Raw genomic sequence first — 20683 nt, forward strand, 5'->3', positions numbered from 1 at the left:
TTTTTATTATTCCCCCTCTTTCTCCTCTGCCAACAGACTGCTGTAAGGCTCCCCCAGTGCCCGCAGGCCCCTGGCCAGGAAACCAGCCATCATAACGGCTCCTTCATATTTTAAATGGGTATTGTCCTTTGGCCATACAAACAGCGGACGGCTCCAAAGCTCCCCAACCCCGGCCAGATACTGCTCGGTCACGGCAGTCAGATCCACCACAGGAACACCGGCTTTTGCAGCCGCCTCCTTCATGGCTGTGGGATAAGCGCCATGACTGCCCTTCTTAAACCTTCCCTTTTCATCAAACAGCCGTCTTGCGATGGGAGTGATGAATACTGCCTTCGCGCCGTGATCCTGCGCCGCTTTGGCAAAGGTCAGAAGATTTTCCTTAAAGTCTGTAGCCGGATCTGTGTGACGTGCCTCATCGGGCTTTGCGTCATTGTGGCCAAACTGGACAAAGAGATAATCCCCTTCCTTTAACTCCCGTTCAATGGCCGCCAGACGCCCCTCTGCGATAAAGGATTTGGTGCTCCGGCCGTTTTTGGCAAAGCTTAATACCTGTATATCATCTTTTAAATACAAAGGCAGGGCCTGGCTCATACCGGTCTGGGGATATGTATTGATCTTGTTAAATGCTACGGTGCTGTCTCCAGCATATAAGATTCGTTCCATTGTTGTACACTCCTGTCATCGCGCCTGTAAAGCGTTTTCCTTTTTTTAATCCCTCTGAGCAGATGGATGTAACACCCTCAAAGGTACAAAATTTCTCTTGATTTACATAAAAAGTCCGATTGAGCCCTTCTGTGACGATTTTTAAGAAAACCGGCCCGGTTCCCGGCACAAACTTTCCTTCCTGTCTGCGGATATAGGCGTTATCCACGTATTCCTCCACAAAAAGGCAGCCTCCTTTTATGCCAAACTTAATGTAGGTATTTTCATCATAATACAGGGTCAGCCCGGCATCCTGATATCCGTCTTTACCGGGAGCCCACATCTCATATTCACAGGTAAAGTTAAAGTCCGGCTGCCGTTTCACCAGCAGGCTGCCGCAGGCCCTGTCATTCAAATCCATTGCCTCTCCCCGGATCTGGAGGCAGCCGTCCTCAAACACGGTGATTCGGGAGCTGTCGATGGTCCTGGGGCAGATCCAGCCGTTATAAGGAAGGCCGGAGGCTTTCTGGACATACGAAGTCCCCAACGGCCGTTTTGCCATATAGGAAGGACCCTTCCGCTGATTTACCACCGGCCAGCCGTCCGCAGTCCAGTTGATCTCATCCAGACAGGTTTCCCGCCCCAGCATCCCCCATTTATTTTCCAGATACCGGGAGCAGAGATACACCATATACCAGCGGCCGTCTGGTGTGCTCACCGGTTTTCCATGGCCGCAGCACTGGATGGCTGCCGCCGGATCCTTCTGCGTCATAATGGGATTATAGGGGCAGTCCTCATATGGCCCCATCAGCTGTCTGGAGCGGGCCACCGTGATCTTATGTCCCATTCCGGTGCCGCCCTCGGCTAAAAAGCAGTAATACCAGCCGTCCTTTTTAAGGATATGGGGCCCTTCCGGCCCGTGCTTGTCCCAGCCGTACCAGATAAGCTGTGGTTTGGAGAGGCACTCTTTGCCATCCTCTGAGATTTCCATAATCCGTGCCCCCCGGTTAAGGAGCATATAGGAGCGGCCATCCTCATCATGAAAGATAGAAGGATCAATGCCTGCTACTCTGTGGATCACCGGTTCCCCATAAGGGCCTTCAGGCCTTCGGGAACGGGAAACAAACTGGGTCTGAATACAGTCTGCATCATCATTAAGCCTGAGGGTTGCACATACGGTAAACCAGCCGTTATGATAGCTGATATCCGGTGCCCAGAAGCCGCGTCCGCCTTCCAGAGGCCCCAGATGCTCCTTCGCCCAGCAGGGATCCGCCATCACATAGCCGATGGTTTCCCAGTGAACCAGATCTCTTGAATGAGACACGGGAATACCGGGAAAAAATACAAAGCTGGAATTTACCATATAGTAATCTTCTCCTACCCGCACAATGCTGGGATCGGGATACATTCCCCTAAGGATGGGATTACGGTAGCAGGATTCATAGTCAAAGCCGCACCATAAAGCCATCCAGGCCTCAATCTCTGCGGCGTTACTCCCCGGCCCTTCTGCCTCCGCCTGCCTGTGAGCCAGGTCAAAGGGCGTCACCAGGGCTTTATTGGCCCAGGACGGATCCAGACCGCAGACCTCTGTGAGAAAGCGGACCAGCTTCAGATTCCCTCCGCGGACTGCATAGTGCAGAAGGCTGTTTCCCTCCTCATCGCAGGTTTCCATGTGGAAGGTGTAGTCCGCCAGCTTTTGAACCCTTTTCAGATCACCTGCCAGGGCAGCCTCAAAAGCTTCCTCAGCGTTCTGTCTTGTGGCTGATGTGTATGTAATCATATTCACCCCATCCTCCTGACGGTTCATTTCTGCGGTTACAGGCCCAAAGGCAGAGTTTTGCGCCGGTCCATGTGCCCTTTTCCAGATGAAAGGCAGGACCGACAGGACAGAAATTCTCTCCGTCCTCTGAGGCAGAGAAGGAAAATTTCTTATTCTCCGAAAGCTCCATCCGCAGCCATAAGGGGCTTTTCTCCTTCCATTCCTTTGAAAACACCAGGCCCTCCATGGCCTCTCCCTCAAATTCCTTGCCCGTTACGAAGCCCTCGTAAAGGCGCAGCCAAACTTTGTCTTTTTCCCGTTCAAGGCCTCCAAATGCGTAGTGATGGCCCGTCATTCCAAGGACTGCCATATCTCCGTCGCCGGCTGCGGTCCTGCCGTCATCCTCATCGCCGGCCAGTGCAAGCTTTACCTCGGCGGTAAATGCCGCCGACTGTGGAATCTGTGTCATCACATTGGGGGCATACCAGAGCAGATTTTCCCGCTCCCCATTGGCCAGACAGGCCAGACGCAGGACTTTTGGGCCCCTTTTTTGTGCGAAATACGTTTCCTTTGGATTAGCCTGCCACTGCCACTGCAGTCCCGGCCTTCCGTTTTCAAATTCATCGGAATCCGCAATCCGGCAGACCAGCGCTTCCTTCACCGGCAGCTCCCACTCTTCTACCGGTTCGCCAATCATGTCTCCGTTCCTCTCACAGCCGATAAAAGGCCAATCCTCCTGGAAACACATAGGCTGCAAATGAACGATGCGTCCCAGTTCTCCCACATCCTGAAAATGAATGAACCAGTCCGTCCCTTCCGGCGTATCTACCCAGGCGCCCTGATGGGGGCCGTTTACAGCCGTATTGCCCTGATGCATCACAATCTTATACTCATAGGGTCCCTGGATATCCTTTGCCCGCAGAGCCGACTGCCAACCGGTGGCAACGCCGCCGGAGGGCATCAGTATATAATACCAGCCATTCCTTTTATACATCTTTGGCCCTTCGCTGGTAGGCGCAAGCTGCGTTCCATCAAAAATCACCCTCGGTTCTCCTCTAAGCCCCGTACACTCCGGGTCTATCTCTGCCAGGGCCAGCCGGTGCTTGATGCCGCAGCGGCTTCTTGCATAGGCAAATACCATGTATGCCTTTCCGTCCTCATCCCAGAAAGGACAGGGATCGATCCAGCCCCTTGACTCGCACAGGCGGTTCAGCTGAAAGGTTCCCCTGGGGTCTTTGGAACGGGCCACGAATATCCCCTCGTCAGGAAGGGGGATAAACACAAAAAACTCTCCCTTATGATAACGGATGGACGGTGCCCAGGTTCCGGAACCGTGGGCCGGCCGGTCGTATTTCTCAAAAGGCAGAGCAGGCACACAATAATTAATGATCTCCCAGTGGACAAGATCCCTGGAATGAAGGAGAGGCACCCCCGGAAGATATGTAAACGAAGATGCCACCATGTAATAGTCCGCCCCGACCCGGATAGCATCCGGATCGGAGTAGTCTGCGTATAAAATTGGATTTCTGTAAGTCCCAGCGCTCATGCGTTTCTCCTCCCTGCGTCTGTCATTCCTTGACAGCGCCGATGTTCACGCCGGAAATAAAATATTTCTGGCAGAACGGGTATATGATCACGAATGGAAGGATGGCCACAATAACGGCCGCATTCTTGATCGTGTTCTCAGTCGCGCTTCCCACCGCGGAAGGCAGGTCGCTTCCCATGATCAGGGAGCGCAGCTTCATCTGGAAATTATACAGGTTTTCATTTGTAATGTAAAGCTTATAGTTGGTGTAATCGTTCCAGTACTGGACTGCGAACATCAGGCCGATAGCTGTTAAGGCCGCCTTGGATAAGGGAAGCACGATCTTAAAGAAGGTTCCCATAGGAGAACAGCCGTCAATCTCGGCAGATTCAAACAGGCTGGCCGGGATGCCCTCAAAGAAGTTTCTCATCAGCACCAGATTGTATACATTGATCGCCGGAAGCAGGATAACCACCCACAAGGTATTCGTCAGGCCCAGTGTTTTCATAACCAGGTAAGTAGGGATCATACCACCGTTAAAAATCATGGTAAAAAGCAGGAAATTGGCTAACAGCTTGCGTCCTGGCATCTTCCACTGGATCAGCACATAAGCGCCCAGGGTAGAGATGGCAAGACCGGCAAAGGTTCCTGCAATGGTAGTGACGCAGGAGATCAAAAATGGCTGAAACAGCGTGGGGTTGGTAAATACGGAAATATATCCGTCAAGACCGAACTGTTTTGGCAAAAGCCGCATACCATAAGCAGTCTTTAAGTCAAAGGAGTCCACCAGCACCTTGTAAATGGGAATCAGCATGATCAGGCTGATCAGGATAAATATGATGACTGATATCACATTAAAAACAGTCAGATTTTTCTTTTTCATGGGTTTACATTCCTCCTATACAATACCTCTGCCGCGTACCTTGTAGCTTGCGCGGTTGCACAGCAGCACCAGGATACAGCCTACCACAGATGCCGTCACGCTGACCGCTGTGGTATATCCGAAGTCAGGAAGGGCTCCGGAGTTGAAGGTCTGGGTGTAGATGTAGGTCTGAAGCACATCTGCCTTCTGGATAACTGCATCGTTCTGCAGTACGAATACGGACTCAAACAGGTTCATAACCTTTGCAAGGTTTAAGATCAGCACAGTGATAATGGTATTGGCAAGGGCCGGCAGAGTGATGTAGCGGATCTGATTCCAGCGCCCCGCGCCGTCCATGGACGCAGCCTCGTACAGTTCAGGATTGATGCCCGATAAGGTAGCCATGAATATAATGGTTCCCCAGCCGGTGTCCTTCCAGATATTGATGACGTAGAACATTGTTCTCCACCAGTCCTTGTCGCCTAAGAAGTAAATGCCTTCTTTGACAATTCCCAGTTTGATAAGGATGGAATTTACAAGGCCTGCATCGCCGGGTGAAAGGATCAGCGTAAATACAGAAGCCGTTACTACCCATGACATAAAGTGGGGCAGATACACGATGGTCTGTGTTACCTTTTTAAACTTCATAAAACGCAGCTCGTTTAACAGGATAGAGATCGCAACTGCCATAAAAGTATTGAGCAAAAGCTTTACCACACTTAACAGGATGGTATTGCCAAACGCACTCCAGAATCCGGGCATGGAGAACATACGCTCGAAATTAGCCAGTCCTACAAACTCCGGAGCCTTAATACCTTTGTAGCTGAACAGGGAGTACCGGATTCCCAGCATGGGCAGGTAGTGGAACACTACCGCAAAGATAAATACAGGCAAAAACATAACATAGAAGCTTCTGTAATAATATAACTGCTGCTTCAGAGATTTTTTATGCACCACCCCGGTGCCGGGGTTGGATGTCTCTTTTTTCATTCCATTTTCCTCCAAATTTCAATGTCGTTTCCTTTTACTGCTCGGTGGCTGCCAGATGATTGAGAGAATCCACGATCATATTGGACCACTTCACACCATGCTCTTTCTCAAAGCGCTGATATGCCTCATCAATGGACATACCCTGTACTACTACGTCTGCCACAATAGAACGCTTCAATGTCGTCAGATCACCGTTGTAGGTAGCCATCTCTGTAGTGGAAGGCACCATCAGCGCCTGCTTGCAGTTCTCATTGAAGATCTCCTGTGAGGTCTTGGCAGCCGGAGCCACAGAATCGATTCCCGGATCGCTGTCCCATTTTACAATGGAAAGGGTGGGATCCATAAGGCCCTTGGTGTACTGGGTTCCCGGCTTATCAAGGCTTTCCAGGCCATGGAACTGACCCTCTTCGTAGGTATTTCCGCACACCGTCTCCGCCTTGGTAGACCAGTGTACGCCCTCTACGCCATAAGTCCAAAGAGTCTGCATATCGCCGCCGTCCATCATGGACTCAATAAAATACTTATAAACGGCTTCCGGGTATTTGCAGGAGTTGGTGATGCACCATACCGCAGGCGTTCTCTCCGTGTAGTTTCCCAATTCCTTGATGGGAGGCAGAGGGATCAGTTCGTCATCCAGACCGTTTTTAGCCAGGTTGCTTCTTAAATTCTCCGCCCAGGTTCCGGCCCAGTAGGTAAATACGCCGCTGCGATCCTCATAAAACTTATTGCGCACGTCGCTGGTACCGTTTGTCAGTGTTTCCTTATCAATATATCCCTTTACATAGGCGTCTCTTAAACGAAGCAGAGCGTCCTTAAAGTTCTGCTCCATAAAGCCGTCATACCAGCGCCCGTTTTCATCCTTAGTAAAGGAGGGGTAGGCATCCTGATAAAACTCCGGCAGATAATTGGTATACGGAGCTTCCTCGCCCATAAAGCCGGCTGCGGAAAGAGCATATGTATCCCCGTTGACGCCATTCCCGTCGGGATCTCCTTCTGTAAATGCCTTCAGCATATTCAGGTATTCATCATAGGTAGTTGGAACATCCAGACCGCAGTTGTCCAGCCATTTTTTCTTTACATAGGTAATACAGCCGCCGCCGCGGTTTACAGGAAGGCCGTAGAGCTTTCCGTTGATACGCATACCGTCGATGACATCCTCGCCGGTAATTCTTCCTGATTTCTTTAAGTCAGAGTTTTCAAAGGTATCTGTCATGTCCCACAGCGCGCCCTCTTCCGCATAGCCGCTGTAATAGGTGGAGCTTAAGAGAATCACGTCCGGCCAGTTCTTCTCACCAGAAGCAAAGGTCTGGCCCACCACATCATAGTAGGCGCTGTGGTCCGGCTGAATAAACTCCAGATCGATTCCGGTAAGTTCCTCCCATCTTTTTTCCAGTGCGTCTCTTCCGTTTCTTTTTGTAAAGACGGTTCCATCTGTCATGACGGTGATTTTTTCAGGCTTTACCAGTTCTCCGTCCGCCGTATATTTTTCTACCTTTTCCGACTCTGTGCCGCTCTTTTGGCCACAGCCGCCAAGCAGTGACGCAGCCATTACCGCAGCCAGTGCAGCTGCGGCAGTCTGCTTCCATCCTTTTCTCATGTCATTTCCTCCGAATCATAGATTTCGTATGCTGATCGCATCACACGCATTTTTTGTGTACTTACAAACTATCACTGTTTTTACTTGATTTCAACGGCTAAAATTTCATTTTGTTGTACATATTTCATAGATTTACTGTCTAAGCCATCAGTTTGTTTATATTTTAACAATTTAGATGTTTTTTCACCTTGTCATAAGATATGTACGGTAAAACGCGCATATTTTATGATTCCCATACTTTTTTACTGATTTCCTATTGATTCCATTCAGCTCCTATATTATAATAATGCCTATGAAAACACTTAAGAATCTATCCTTTAAAAACAGACTTGCCATTTCATACAGTCTGGTACTGGCACTGATGCTGATCAGTGCAGCGATTTTTTATCATACCTCCTACCGTCATCTGCAGAGAGGGCTGAATTCCCAGGCAAAAAGCAGCCTCTCCTCTTCCATCCGCCAGACGGATGATCTGTTAAAGCAGATCCATGCGGCCAGCCTGCAGCTTTCTTCCAGTTCTCTTTTTAAGACACTGGCAGATTTCGGAGATCCGAAGGACGCCGCTTTTTCCTACACGGCCTGGCAGGTCCAGGAACAGCTTGGCCTTATTCTGCCCCCTGAACAGCTGATCGCGGGAGGGCAGCTTTTTGTGTACCTGGAAAAAAGCGGGTATATCCTGTCCTCTAACTATTTTTCCGAACTTAGCCTGGCCCAGAAATACAATTCTCAGTATCAGGGACTGTTTCAGTATTCCCTCTCCGATGACCTGATGAATCCCAACAACTGGCGGCGGTTTATTTCCTTAAATGACGGAGAAAGCTACCTTTATATCTGTCCTGTCAACAATTCCCTCATCTCCATCAGCGGAGATGTAAACAGCATCCTTATGTTTATGATCGACCGCAGCAGCCTGGAAAGCTTTTTTCCTGAAAGCAGCACGGCAGGGGACTATATGGTCTGCGCACTGGACAAAGAGGGCAGGCCCTGCTTTTCCATCAGCGGTTCGGAAGCTCCCGCCACAGATCCTTCCCTTTTACCGTCCTTGTCCTATCAGGCAGACGCGGCGGCATTTAAGGAAAACGGACGCTCCATGAGCGCAGTAAACGCTTCTTCCGAATACAATGGCTGGAACTGGTATCTGGTGCAGCCCTCTTCTACCCTTTATTATTCTACCGGAAATTATCAGAAGCTGTCTGTAGCTCTGATTGTCCTTACCATCCTTCTGGAAGGGGGATTTATCATCCTGCTCACCGCCTACAACAGCCGGCCGGTGGCCCACTTAAGCAGTGAACTGGAGAGCCAGACCCATCTGACGTCTGCCCTGACTTCTATGGTGGAGCAGGCAAAGCCTCTGGTCTCAGAGTCCTATATCCGCAGGCTTATGGAAGGCAGTATCACGACTAATGAGCAGATGGATCGGATCACCTCGGAGCTTGGACTGAAGCGGGAGGACTGCCGGTATCAGGTACTCTATGCCGGTGTTGCCCCCCGTCAGTCCAGCCATCTGGACGCAGAAAACCTGAAGCTGTGCATCCAGAATTATGATATCCTGGTTCGTGAAGCATTAAAGCGGTATTTTCCCGATACAGGTTACATCTATAAGCCGGGGGACGCTGTATTTGCCTGTCTGATCGCCGTCTCCCCCAGCCTTTCCGATCAGGAGAATACGGACCGGAATATGCAGGCTTTCCTCTCCCTCCATCAGGAGCTCTTAAAGCTTTATGATATCGAGATCGTAGGCGGCTTTGGAAATATCTACGAGGTAGTTTCCTATATCTGGAAATCCTATCAGGAAGCTCGCAACGCCTGGTCTCTGACCACAGACCGCCGCTGCGTCACCAGCAGCCTGCACCTGGCCGCCTCCACAGATGTCTATTATTTCCCGGAAAGCCTGGCAGTACAGCTTAGCGGCTTTATCTCCACCGGCAGCAGTGATCAGGCGGAAGAGGTATTCGCCCGCTTAAAAGAAGAGAATCTGGAGCGCCGCACCCTCTCCTTTACACAGCTTCGCTGGCTGGTTGCCGATGTCCGGGCCGTGCTGTTTCGCAAACGCCGTGCCCTGGATCCTGCTCTGGCAGATACGCCGGAGAAAAAAGAGCTTTTGGATCTCATCGACCGCCGTTTTGAAAAGGAGATCAATCTGGATACCCTGCAGTCCATTGCCCTGCAGCTGTGCAGCTTTTACACCTCCGGCAGTGATTCCCATGAACTGATCCAGCGGATCCAGGACTATATCAATGCCAACTATATGGACGCCTCCCTGTCCCTTTCCAAGATATCCGAAGAATTCCATATCTCGGAGAACTATTTCAGCTTTCTTTTTAAAAAAGAGGTATCGGAGAATTTCTCTGTGTATCTTGAAAAACTGCGCATGGCAAAAGCCAAGGAGCTGGTGCTTGATTCTGCGGCCTCTGTCTCGGAACTATACCAGTACACCGGCTACAACAACGCGGCCTCCTTCCGACGGGCCTTTAAAAAGAATTTCGGCGTATCTCCCAGAGAAATGCGCGAAAAGGCAGCCTCCGGCCGAAGCTAGAGGCTGCCTTTATGCTTCATAAATAACTATAAACTCATCCTGTAAATCTCGGCAATGTCCTTTGCATATAACGGGACCCACGCATGAGCGGTTCCATATTCTTCTGCCTTTTTAGCCATTTCCTCAAACTGCTCAGGATTAACACCAATTTCCGTTAATGTCTGTGGAATATCCAGGCCTTTAAAGAAACCTGCAGTTGCTTCGATTGCCTTTTTTGCAATCTCATACCGATCCAGGTTTTCATCAATTCCCCAAACTGCGGTACCATAATGAGCAAACCGCCCTACTGTAGTTTCAGAAAGTACATACTTCATCCAACGCGGAGTAAGAATCGCAAGTCCCACTCCATGCGTAGTATTGAATCGTCCGCTAAGCTGATGTTCCATTCCGTGAACCCCAAATACCGCCATCTGATTTCCATTGCTTAAAATAGAATTGTCAGCCATTTCGCTGGCCCACATAATCTGTGCTCTGGCCTCATAATTATTCGGCTCCTTTATTGCTGTATCTGCATAATGAATTACCGTTTTCATAACGCTTTCGACTAACAAATCCGCCATGAACGTAGATTTTGGAACAAAATACTGTTCTAATAAATGCGACATGATATCTGCACATCCGGCTGCTGTCTGTTCAGCCGATACGGTGAAGGTGTAAGAAGGATCAATAATCGATACTTTTGGCACAATCTCATGACTGAACACAGATATTTTTTCATTTGTCTGTGAATTGACGACTACCGCCCCCGCATCCATTTCACTTCCTGTAGCGGCAAGTGTAGAAACCGTACAAAGCGGCAGCGCCTTCTTAATCGGCGAACGTGTCCTTACCATATCCCATGCGTCACCCTCATAGTAAACTGCAGCAGCAATTACTTTGGAACAATCAATTACGCTTCCTCCTCCCACAGCTAAAATCACATCCACATTGTGTTCACGGCACAGTTTTACCCCCTGATAAACACTGGTAATTTTAGGATTGGCTTCTACTCCCCTAAGTTCAAACACATTCAGTCCCTCAAGCTGTTTCAAAACCTTGTCATATAAACCTAATTTTTTTATGCTTCCTCCGCCATAAACAAACAAAACATTTTTTCCATAAAAGGCAATATTCTCTGATAATTTATCAATTTGTCCCTGTCCAAAAAAGATTTTTGTCCCAATATACAGTTCAAAATTTTCCATGCGATTCTCCTTACATTCCACGAACAGATTCTAAAATCATTTTTTCAACTTTTTCAGCGGTTAATTCTGTGTAAATGGACTGCATTTCCCCAAGGGATTCCACCATCCCATGCAAACGCAATTTATCCTCCTGAATCTCATGAATTTCTGAAAAGCTGGCAGCAATTCCATATTTATCATACAGCTTAAATAACTCCCACAAACCATCCTGCAAAATTTCATCCGGTGTACGCAAATTGATCTCTACACCAAACAGCTCATGAAAATACGATGTGATTTCTGGCTGACCATGATAAATCAGCTTCAGCCAATATGGGAAAATCACAGTAATTGCCTGCTTATACTTTACATCACAATAATTCTGTATAACTGCATTGATGGGATAAAGGCACCAATCTCCCTTTTTTCCAAGGGTTGTCAGTCCGTTTACAGTAAAGGCACTGATCGTCATAAGAATACTCCGTGAATCCATATCACCAGGATCTGCAAGGCTTTTATCCAGCTGCTCAAACAGCTGCTTGATCAGTGTAATTGTAATATTTTCTGAGATATCGGAACGTCCAAGCCCAATATAGCCGAGAGAAAGCTGAACAAAGGCGGTCAGCTGTGCGGCTGTCAGCTCTTCATTCCCAATGGACAACATATATTGGGGATTTTGCCAGGTAAAATTGGGATACACATCCGACAGACCGGCCTGTTCCCCTGTTGCCTCATTGGTAATTTGTGTTGAGCCATTCATATCTGAACCGGAGGAAGGGAAGGTCACTATCGTCCCCACAGGTAGGTGCTCCATTGTATCCGGCTCTTTTGAACAGGTTAAATATTCCCAGATATCATCCTGCTGTTTCACACCAAATGCAATTGTTTTGGCAATATCCATACAGGTTCCGCCGCCGATACCAACAACGGAATCGATTTTTTCTTTCCGTACCAGTGCGATCCCTTCCCGCACCCGCTCTAAGGAAGGAGTCCTGTTTCCGCTCATTTCATATATCGTAATTTCCTTCTTTTTCAGGGCTTTTTCCAATTGTGCATAATATCCATTTTTCCTGAAACTTTCTCCGCCTGTAATCAAAAGAACCTTTTTTCCAAAAGTGCGAATTTCTTTTGCAACCTCGTCTAATTTATGTTCTCCATGAAACAGCTTTACCGGATTATAATATGTAAATTCCATCCATGCTCCTCCTGTCTTTTATAAAAAATACCATAGACTGTCTCTCATCTCATATTCTTTCCTAACTCATATGCCTGTCGTTCCTCATCACTTCCAGATACTGCTCCAGACCTGTCTGCCGATAAACCAAACACACTGCCTCCTATTTGATTGCCTCCTCTACGGAAACAATCTACATACTGTTCAAAGCATATCTGCATGGTTTTCATGTAATCCTTTGTTGGAGCAGCACCGGCACTGATCAGATAAAACACTTTATTCTTCAGTGTCTGTTCCATGGCAAAGCTGCGGTCGAGAAGTGTTTTCATCTGTGATGACCAGGTATAAAAATACACCGGAGAAGCCAGTACAATGATGTCTGCTGCGGTCATTTTCTTATAGATCTCTGCCATGTCGTCTTTTTGAACACAGCTTCCTCCATTTTTCTGACATACGCTGCAGCCCATACAGCCATTGATCTGTTTATCCCGGATATAGATTTTTTCCGCTTCAAAACCTGCTTCAGAAGCCCCCTTTAAAAATGCATCGCTTAGCAGATCTGTATTTCCATGTTTTCGAGGACTTCCACACAAAACCAGTATTTTTTTACTCATGTGCTTTTTCTCCTTCTAATTTTCTGCCATACTGTCCATCACAATCCAGGTATATCCTTCTGTTGAAGGTACCATCTCATGCTTCATATTGGCGTAATTCCATCCCGTCTGATAATCCCCCATGGGAGCATTCACATAAACGAGCACCATTATATCATCAGCGCTTTTCCATGGATGAATTTCCGGCTTTGTTGTCAGTGTTCCCCCTTTTACATTGGTTCCTTCCCTGGAAGTCAACAGATCGTCAGCCACTTTTTCCGGCAAATCAAGGGTCAGTTTTCCATCCGCCGTAATTTTTCCAATTTCTCCAATTTCTTTCCCATCAAGAAAACCCTGAATCGATATTTCCTCTCCCGCATAAAGCTGTTTTATGTTGGAACTTAACGTATAAATATCCGCATCTGTAACTTTTCCTGGACGTGCCTCTTCACTCTTTTTGTCTGCCATATTCATTTCCTTATTTTCCCGCTGTGTTTCCTGTGCCGCTGTTGGATTGCTTTGCGTGGTATTGCCTGCACAGGCGGTCATGCTGGCCGCCATAGCTGCCGCAGATATAAAGATCCAAATTTTTCTTTTCAAAGTCCTTACCTCCATATTCTATTGATTGCATCCTTTTTCCTGAGATGTTATAATGAGTGTACTGTATTAGAGTTACTCTAAGTCAACTGCCATTTTATAAATATTCTGGAAACACTTGAAAACTGTTTGCTGTAAGGAGAATTTGGATGAAGTTAAATGTACTGGAAACATCAAAGAAATTAAATATGTCCCCTCATACGATTCGCTATTATACAAATGTGGGACTTGTACCATCACTGGAGTACGACGAGCACGGAAATCGTGTCTTTGATGGAGATGATTTGAACTGGTTGTTATGCGCCCGCTTTTTACGGGAAAGCGGTATGCCTGTTGCACAGGTAAAGCATTATTTTTCCCTGTGTCAGCAAGGAGACTCTACCATTCAGGAACGCTTTGACATTCTCCTGAAATTACAAGAGCAGACAGAAGGAGAACTGAAGCAGATCCAACGTCGGGCAGACTGTATCAACAATAAAATAGAACACTGCCGGAGAATTTTAGCCCGACAGATTCCTGATGACTGCAATCCGATCTATTGGCCGGCTGATTCGTTGAACTAGCGCAGTATCTCACCCATTTTCAGCCATATCTTCTCAGTCCCCAGGCGTATTGGGCTCTTACGCCCCTCAGATGGGCCGTAGCGTACACGCAAGAATAGGGCGCTGCTCCATAGATACGTTCTCATCTATGCTGCAGCAACCCCATTTTTATCTTTTTCAGATTTTGCGTATAATTTTTCCGTCGTCCCATTCCATACAGACGCGTTTTTCTATTTATCTACAGTTTCTGTCTGCGGTTGAAGGCTTCCATGCCTGGAAATACGGCCCCGCCGCCCAGCTGCTCCTCGATTCTTAAGAGACGGTTGTATTTCGCCACCCGCTCACTGCGGCTGGGAGCGCCGGTCTTGATCTGGCAGGTGTTAAGCGCTACTGCAAGATCTGCAATGGTGGTGTCCTCCGTCTCGCCGGAGCGGTGGGAAGCGATCGCTGTGCATCCTGCCTTGTGAGCCATCTTGATGGCCTCCAGAGTCTCGGAAATGGTTCCGATCTGATTCAGCTTAATCAGAATGGAGTTTCCGCACCCCAGAGCGATTCCCTTCTTAAGGCGCTCTGTATTGGTAACGAACAGATCGTCGCCCACAAGCTGTATCTTATCGCCCAGTTCTTTGGTCATATACTGCCAGCCTTCCCAGTCCTCCTCATCCAGACCGTCCTCAATGGAATAAATGGGATACTTCTCACAAAGCTCCTTCCAGTGAGCCACCAGCTCCTTTGATGTAAAGGTCTTTTTGCACTTGGGAAGAATATATTCTCCCTTTCTGCTCCCCTTCCACTCGCTGGCCGCCGCGTCCATGGCAAGTACAAAATCCGTTCCCGGCTCGTATCCGGCCCGTTTTACAGCCTCCAGAATATACTGGATGGCCTCTTCATCGCTTTCCAGATCCGGCGCAAAGCCTCCCTCGTCGCCCACTGAGGTAGCCAGGCCCTTTTCCTTTAAAAGAGCCGCCAGCGCATGGAATACTTCGGTACACCAGCGCAGACCCTCCTTAAAGCTTTCTGCTCCTGCCGGCATGATCATAAATTCCTGTACGTCTACTGTATTGGCCGCATGAGCGCCGCCATTTAAAATATTCATCATAGGCAGAGGGAGACGGTTTGCGTTTGCTCCGCCCAGGAAACGGTATAACGGCAGTCCAAGAGACTCTGCCGCTGCCGCAGCGCCGGCAATGGATACCGCTAAAATGGCGTTGGCCCCCAGCTTTGACTTGTCGGCTGTGCCGTCTGCCTGGATCATAGCCCGGTCAACACGGTACACATCCGACGGATCCATTCCCTTTAAGGTATCGTTTATCACAGTATTGATATTCTCTACTGCCTTTAAAACGCCTTTTCCTCCAAACCGTTCCTTATCACCGTCCCGAAGTTCCAGGGCCTCAAACTCTCCTGTAGATGCCCCGCTTGGAGCAGCGCCGCGGCCTACGGTGCCGTCTGTAAGATAAACCTCCGCCTCCACGGTGGGGTTTCCTCTTGAATCAATGATCTCTCTTCCGATGACCTTCTCAATCTCCAAATGTTTCATACGTCCTTCCTTTCCCACAGAGTTCTTCCCGTACCGTATAGACTGCGCCGGACACGCCTGCGTCCTGTGATAAGGGAGATCTGCCCTATGAACCAGCACGGATTAGTTTTTACTAACTTCATTTGCAGTCTATCACAGTCTGCCGAAAAATACAACCGGCCCTGTAAGGAATTTTTCTCATCTTTTTATTTCCCTCTAGGCGGCGTTTCCCTGTCAGTATACTCCTTTTCAGAGGAAATATGCGCCTGTTCCTCTGCCCGTGTAAGTTTCCCTGTGACGGAATCCATGATAAAGCCGCTGATCCTGATATCCTTTGGCATCAGCGGATGCTCCTTTAAGCTTTTCACCGTCTCACGAACCGAAGTCTCCACGGAAGAAAAGCCGCCCAGCCATTTTTCCAGATCCACCCCGCTGTGGCATATGATGTCCATATGTTCTCTGGACACGCCCCGTTCCTCCAGCTTTTTAAGCATCTCTTTTCCGTCCATCCCCTGAACGCCGCAGTCCGTATGGCCAATAACCATGATCTCCTCTACCCCCAATTCCAGGATCCCCACTAAAAGACTGCGCATTACGCTCCCATAAGGGTGATTGGTGACGCCGCCGGCATTCTTGATGATCTTGGCATCTCCGTTGCGGATGCCAAGGGCCGCAGGGAGCAGTTCGATCAGTCTTGTATCCATACAGGTTAAGACAGCCAGTTTCTTATCCGGATACTTGCTGGTCAGATAAGGCTCATATCCCCGGCTTTCTACAAATTTTCGGTTAAATTCCATAATTTCATCTATCATAATAAAATTACCTCTCTTTCATCAGCAGTTTTTTGGCGTGAAGTACCAATTTTTTTGTATAAATAAAATATTTTTTAGTTTTTATGCAGCCTTTTGTTGCATTTTCCAGAATAAGCGATTACAATAGAATTGCAAAAACTTTTTGCTATTCAGAATATTTTTGTATACTTTTTCGTTTCTCTGGGAGGTACTGCATATGAACACCTGCAAATCTGCAAAAAACTATCTTATCTTTTCTGCCGGGGTGCTGATCAGCGCCACAGGCATCGGATTTATCACAAGAGCCGGACTGGGAACCTCTCCCATTTCCGGAACTCCCTTTGTGCTGAGTCTGGCGACGGCTCCCTCTATGGGCTTTTACACCTTCTGTTTTAATATGCTCTTTGTACTGGGAGAGGCCCTGATCCGCCGCTGTTTCACCCTTATGCAGGCTCTGCAGATCCCCGCTGCCCTGCTCTTTAGCGTCTGTATCGATCTGGCGCTCTCTATCATCCCCACCCAGTATGGAGGGCCCTATATAAATTCCCTGATTTTTCTTGCCGTCGGCTGTATCGTCATGGCCTTTGGCATTTCTCTTGAGGTTTTGGCCAACGTGATCATGCTCCCTGCGGAAGCCCTGGTCCGCGCCCTCTCCCTGCGCTATCACTGGCAGTTTGGAAATGTGAAGGTCGTCTTTGACACCAGTCTTACCCTGGCCGCCGCCCTTCTTGCCATGATCTTTTTTTATAAGCTGAATGGTGTGCGCGAAGGAACCGTGATCTCGGCTTTGGCAGTGGGGCAGATCGTAAAGGTGTTTGGGTCATTCTGGAAATATAATGCCCCATCCTGAATCGTTACTATTTAAAATGGCTTTCCAGGATTTCTTTCTGCGTATTATAGCAAATCAGCCTCCCAAAAACAACTCTTTCCTCCTGAATTGTATTTTTACAGTATAAACGGTCCGATTCTGCCAATACAGACTCCGTGAATAACAAACAAAAAAACGCTCATACTACCATCAAAACCAGAAAGGATGTGAATGGTATGAGAACAGGAAAATATATGCTGGCAGCCGCGGCGTTTCTGGCGGCGCTGGTTCTGATCGGCCTCATGGCCTGGTATTTTATCTGGGGCCCAGGGGAAAAACAATATGAGAAGGAAGGCGTTCTGGTAGAGGCAGAACATCCCGGTTTTTATGGGCCGGAGCGCCTGGTGTATATAAGAAAATGCCAGGGGGTATGACCATGACCCATATCGTTTATGTAAAGTTCAGCCAGATCACGGAGCTGACCCATAAGGATGTGCTTTTAAAAGACGTGGCTCAGGTCTACTGCAAGGATAAGAACATCCAGAACAAATGCAGTGTATGCAAGGTGATGACGGTGCGGCAGGAAGAAAAACACCGCTATGTTGCAAACTCCCTGGATATCGTACGACGGCTGGAGGCCCTGGATCCGGGGATTCAGGTAACTTCCATGGGAGAGGAGGATTTTATTATCGCCTACAAGCCTCCGGCCCCTCCTTCCTATTTATGGCAATGGGCCAAAACCGGCTGCGTCTGCGCCATCTCCTTTTTCGGAGCCGCCTTTGCTATCATGACCTTTAACAACGATGTAAGCGTTACTCAGGTGTTCAGCGAGGTGTACCGGCTGGTGATGGGATATGAGGCAGAAGGGGCTACTGTCCTGGAAGCCAGCTACTCCATTGGCCTTGCATTGGGGATCGTAGTATTTTTCAATCATATTTCTTCCAAACGCTTAAACACCGATCCCACGCCCTTAGAGGTGGAAATGCGTCTCTATGAAGAAAACATCTGCAAAACCCTTATTGACAACTCGGAGCGGAAGGAGAATAAGATCGATGTTTCTTAAGACTGTCTTTCTCATCTTCTTCGGGCTCTGTGCCGGAGGCGTCATCGCAGCAGGCGTCTACGCCTTTCTGGCGATCATCGGCGTTTTCGTCCGTCTTATGGGCCGTACCGGAACCAAAAATAAGGTCCTCCTCTACGAAAGCTTCATCATGGCCGGCGGGATCCTTGGAAATTGCTTTGATCTCTATGAATTTTCCCTTCCCCTGGGCCGTGTTGCCGGAGCTGTCTTTTTGGGTATTGCCGGCCTTTCGGTAGGTGTCTTTGTGGGCTGCCTGGCAATGTCTCTGGCTGAAACCTTAAAAGCCCTGCCCACCCTCAGCCGCCGGATCGGCCTGGCCGTAGGGCTTCCATATCTGATTTTCGGAATTGCGGCGGGAAAACTGGCCGGATCGCTGCTCTACTTTTTAAATGGCATGGCTGAATAGTTACAATTTTAAAGGAGATCCATCATGGAAATCGATAAAAAACAATATGAAGAATATGTAAAAACCATTACACCGGTTCACGCCCTGTGGCCTGCCATGGCAAAAGCCTTTCTCACCGGCGGCCTGATCTGCACTTTAGGGCAGTTTATCACAAACTGGCTGATGAACAGCCGCGGCCTGGAGCAGGAGGCGGCAGGGGCCTGGACTTCTTTGACGCTGATCTTCTTGAGCGTCCTCTTTACAGGTCTTAATATCTACCCTAAGCTTGTCACCTTCGGCGGCGCAGGAGCCCTTGTCCCCATCACCGGCTTTGCCAATTCCGTAGTAGCGCCGGCCATCGAATTTCACGCCGAAGGCGAGGTATTTGGAGTAGGCTGCAAGATTTTTACCATCGCCGGCCCGGTGATCCTGTACGGAGTGCTGGCAAGCTGGGCCATGGGGGTTCTTTACTGGTTCGGCCGTATAATGGGAATCCTATAGAACATCAAAAAACGCGCCCTTCAGACGCGTTTTTTTCTGCCTTTCCCATTCCCCCCTTCTTCATACTGTCTGCGCATCTCCTTTAAAATCCGCTTTTCCAGCCGGGATACCTGAACCTGAGATATATGAAGCGCTTCAGCCACCTGGGTCTGGGTCTGACTGCCAAAATACCTCCGAAGAATGATCTCCTTATGCTGCTCGGACAGCCCATCCATCAGTTCCTTTAAAACCATACGGTTTAAAAGCTCCTCGTGACCGTCCCTTTCCTCCTCTATCCGGTCCATTAAAAGCAATTCCTTTTCTCCGCCATTTCTAAGAGGCTTATAAAGCGATTCTACCTCTGCTCCTGCTTCTAAGGAAGCTGCCACCTCCTCGCTGCTTGCCCCTATTTTCCCGGCAATCTCCTCAATGGTAGGCTCCCTTCCCAGCTTTCCTGTTAACTCCTCCCTGGCGCTTCTGGCCTTAAAGCCCAGTTCCTTGACCGAACGGCTTACCTTGATCATGCCGTCATCCCGCAGAAAACGCCGGATCTCCCCTGCAATCATCGGCACGGCGTAGGTGGAAAATTTCACGTCAAACGCTGTATCGAACTTGTCAATAGCCTTCATCAGGCCAATGCTCCCAATCTGAAACAGATCCTCCAGTTCGTACCCTCTGCCTGCATATCTGCGGACGATGCTCCACACCAGTCCTGTATTCTCCGTTACCAGCCTGTCTCTGGCCGCTTTATCTCCCTGGTGAGCCATTTGAATCTGCCGGATGATCTCTTCCATAAGCGTCACCTGCCAATGTATTTCTTCATGGTGACTGCCGTTCCTCTGCCAGGCTCCGACTTTACTTCTACCTGATCCATAAATGCCTCCATAAAGGAGAAGCCCATTCCCGACCGGTCTCCAGACCGGTCTGTGGTATACATGGGCTCCATGGCCTTTTCTATATCCTGGATCCCCACTCCCTGATCCGTTATGCGCACCGTCAGACAGCGGTCCTTCCGGTCAGCCGTAAGTTCCATCCAAACGGTTCCTTCCCCTTCTTTATACCCGTGGATAACGGCATTGGTCACTGCCTCGGAAACCGCCGTTTTTACATCATCCGTCTCCTCTATGGTGGGATCCAGCCGGCTCATGAATACGGCTGCCACCACTCTGGCAAACTCCTCGTTGTCCGATCGGCTCTCCATTTCCAGTCTGATATGCTCCCTTGCATCCTCCATTTTCCCTGTCCTCCATCTCCGTTTTAGCAAAATGCTCCCGCTTCTTAAATGCTCCCGTCTCCAAAGGCTTCTTCCCTGCTGGCATAGCCTTTCAACAGGCCGCAGATCCCGCTCATTTTCAGAATCCGCATCACTCTGGCGCCGGCCCCATAGTAGCATACGCTCCCCCGGCTGGCCGCCATCTCCTTATACCGGCTTAACAGCACACCAATGCCGGAAGAATCCATAAACTCTGTCTTTCCAAAGTCAAAGAGAATTCTTCTTACAAAATTTTCCTCCAGCATCAGGTCTGTATCTGTTTTCAGACGCCGGCAGTTGTGATGATCCAGTTCCTTAGGCATATGGATCACCAGTGTGTCCCCAAAGGCTTCATATGTAATATTTGCTGACTCCATTCCCTTCTCC

The 20683-nt window shown here is 48.8% G+C and carries 22 protein-coding genes; 7 read left to right on the plus strand and 15 right to left on the minus strand.

Annotated features, from left to right (window positions below):
- Positions 1-6 precede the first annotated feature (6 nt).
- Genes HW447_RS02995 through HW447_RS03020 form a run of 6 tightly spaced genes read right to left on the minus strand, consistent with a single transcriptional unit; the run spans position 7 to position 7375 of the window.
- On the minus strand, positions 7-663 hold the full coding sequence (locus HW447_RS02995; RefSeq protein WP_176253852.1) for a rhamnogalacturonan acetylesterase: 657 nt from the start codon (positions 661-663) through the stop codon (positions 7-9).
- Positions 620-2422 carry a family 43 glycosylhydrolase gene (locus HW447_RS03000; protein ID WP_243176193.1) on the minus strand — a complete coding sequence of 601 codons (1803 nt, stop codon included), beginning with the start codon at positions 2420-2422 and terminating at the stop codon, positions 620-622. The genes HW447_RS02995 and HW447_RS03000 overlap by 44 nt, the downstream gene beginning before the upstream one ends.
- A complete protein-coding gene (locus tag HW447_RS03005) occupies positions 2385-3947 on the minus strand; it encodes a glycoside hydrolase family 43 protein (protein WP_176253854.1) in 1563 nt (520 codons plus the stop codon). The genes HW447_RS03000 and HW447_RS03005 overlap by 38 nt, the downstream gene beginning before the upstream one ends.
- Before the next feature lie 22 nt (positions 3948-3969).
- On the minus strand, positions 3970-4809 hold the full coding sequence (locus HW447_RS03010; RefSeq protein ID WP_176253855.1) for a carbohydrate ABC transporter permease: 840 nt from the start codon (positions 4807-4809) through the stop codon (positions 3970-3972).
- Positions 4810-4824: 15 nt separating this feature from the next.
- A complete protein-coding gene (locus tag HW447_RS03015) occupies positions 4825-5778 on the minus strand; it encodes an ABC transporter permease (protein ID WP_176253856.1) in 954 nt (317 codons plus the stop codon).
- Positions 5779-5812: 34 nt separating this feature from the next.
- Entirely contained in the window at positions 5813-7375 is a 1563-nt protein-coding gene (locus HW447_RS03020; protein ID WP_176253857.1) for an extracellular solute-binding protein, read from the minus strand.
- A 292-nt stretch (positions 7376-7667) separates the two neighbouring features.
- On the opposite strand from HW447_RS03020, the gene HW447_RS03025 reads away from it, so the two are divergent.
- On the plus strand, positions 7668-9911 hold the full coding sequence (locus tag HW447_RS03025) for a helix-turn-helix domain-containing protein (RefSeq protein WP_176253858.1): 2244 nt from the start codon (positions 7668-7670) through the stop codon (positions 9909-9911).
- A gap of 26 nt (positions 9912-9937) precedes the next feature.
- Here the strand turns inward: HW447_RS03025 and HW447_RS03030 are convergent, their stop codons facing one another.
- From HW447_RS03030 to HW447_RS03045, 4 genes are read right to left on the minus strand one after another with little or no spacing between them, the layout of a single operon-like run.
- Complete coding sequence (locus HW447_RS03030) at positions 9938-11095, minus strand: iron-containing alcohol dehydrogenase (RefSeq protein WP_176253859.1); 1158 nt, start codon at positions 11093-11095, stop codon at positions 9938-9940.
- Between the two features lie 10 nt (positions 11096-11105).
- Positions 11106-12269 carry an iron-containing alcohol dehydrogenase gene (locus HW447_RS03035; RefSeq protein WP_176253860.1) on the minus strand — a complete coding sequence of 388 codons (1164 nt, stop codon included), beginning with the start codon at positions 12267-12269 and terminating at the stop codon, positions 11106-11108.
- Positions 12270-12313: 44 nt separating this feature from the next.
- Positions 12314-12862 carry a flavodoxin family protein gene (locus HW447_RS03040; RefSeq protein WP_176253861.1) on the minus strand — a complete coding sequence of 183 codons (549 nt, stop codon included), beginning with the start codon at positions 12860-12862 and terminating at the stop codon, positions 12314-12316.
- A 15-nt stretch (positions 12863-12877) separates the two neighbouring features.
- Entirely contained in the window at positions 12878-13441 is a 564-nt protein-coding gene (locus HW447_RS03045; RefSeq protein WP_176253862.1) for a hypothetical protein, read from the minus strand.
- A gap of 146 nt (positions 13442-13587) precedes the next feature.
- Between HW447_RS03045 and HW447_RS03050 the strand changes: the two genes are divergently transcribed.
- Positions 13588-14001, plus strand: coding sequence for a MerR family transcriptional regulator (locus tag HW447_RS03050; protein ID WP_176253863.1), 414 nt, complete (start codon positions 13588-13590; stop codon positions 13999-14001).
- Positions 14002-14218: 217 nt separating this feature from the next.
- Here HW447_RS03050 and eno read toward each other — a convergent pair whose 3' ends face one another.
- Both eno and HW447_RS03060 read right to left on the minus strand, forming a co-directional pair.
- Entirely contained in the window at positions 14219-15520 is a 1302-nt protein-coding gene (gene eno, locus HW447_RS03055) for a phosphopyruvate hydratase (protein ID WP_176253864.1), read from the minus strand.
- Between the two features lie 185 nt (positions 15521-15705).
- On the minus strand, positions 15706-16311 hold the full coding sequence (locus HW447_RS03060; protein ID WP_176253865.1) for a beta-class carbonic anhydrase: 606 nt from the start codon (positions 16309-16311) through the stop codon (positions 15706-15708).
- Between the two features lie 196 nt (positions 16312-16507).
- Here HW447_RS03060 and HW447_RS03065 point away from each other — a divergent pair, with 196 nt between their 5' ends.
- From HW447_RS03065 to HW447_RS03085, 5 genes are all read left to right on the plus strand, one after another.
- Complete coding sequence (locus HW447_RS03065; RefSeq protein WP_176253866.1) at positions 16508-17140, plus strand: YczE/YyaS/YitT family protein; 633 nt, start codon at positions 16508-16510, stop codon at positions 17138-17140.
- A 194-nt stretch (positions 17141-17334) separates the two neighbouring features.
- Entirely contained in the window at positions 17335-17532 is a 198-nt protein-coding gene (locus HW447_RS03070) for a hypothetical protein (protein WP_176253867.1), read from the plus strand.
- Positions 17533-17534: 2 nt separating this feature from the next.
- Positions 17535-18161, plus strand: coding sequence for a stage V sporulation protein AA (locus HW447_RS03075; RefSeq protein ID WP_176253868.1), 627 nt, complete (start codon positions 17535-17537; stop codon positions 18159-18161).
- Positions 18151-18585: a stage V sporulation protein AB gene (locus tag HW447_RS03080; protein WP_176253869.1), complete on the plus strand. Its 435-nt coding sequence runs from the start codon at positions 18151-18153 to the stop codon at positions 18583-18585. The genes HW447_RS03075 and HW447_RS03080 overlap by 11 nt, the downstream gene beginning before the upstream one ends.
- Before the next feature lie 24 nt (positions 18586-18609).
- Entirely contained in the window at positions 18610-19065 is a 456-nt protein-coding gene (locus HW447_RS03085; RefSeq protein ID WP_176253870.1) for a SpoVA/SpoVAEb family sporulation membrane protein, read from the plus strand.
- 20 nt (positions 19066-19085) lie between these two features.
- Here HW447_RS03085 and HW447_RS03090 read toward each other — a convergent pair whose 3' ends face one another.
- The 3 genes from HW447_RS03090 to HW447_RS03100 are packed head-to-tail and all read right to left on the minus strand — an operon-like array spanning position 19086 to position 20673.
- Positions 19086-19838 (minus strand): SigB/SigF/SigG family RNA polymerase sigma factor, encoded by a 753-nt coding sequence (locus HW447_RS03090; RefSeq protein ID WP_176253871.1) that lies wholly within the window; start codon positions 19836-19838, stop codon positions 19086-19088.
- Between the two features lie 5 nt (positions 19839-19843).
- Positions 19844-20278 (minus strand): anti-sigma F factor, encoded by a 435-nt coding sequence (gene spoIIAB / locus HW447_RS03095; RefSeq protein WP_176253872.1) that lies wholly within the window; start codon positions 20276-20278, stop codon positions 19844-19846.
- 44 nt (positions 20279-20322) lie between these two features.
- Positions 20323-20673, minus strand: coding sequence for an anti-sigma factor antagonist (locus HW447_RS03100; RefSeq protein WP_176253873.1), 351 nt, complete (start codon positions 20671-20673; stop codon positions 20323-20325).
- Positions 20674-20683: the final 10 nt, after the last annotated feature.

The sequence above is a fragment of the Enterocloster alcoholdehydrogenati genome (assembly GCF_013282095.1).
Lineage (GTDB): Bacteria > Bacillota > Clostridia > Lachnospirales > Lachnospiraceae > Enterocloster > Enterocloster alcoholdehydrogenati.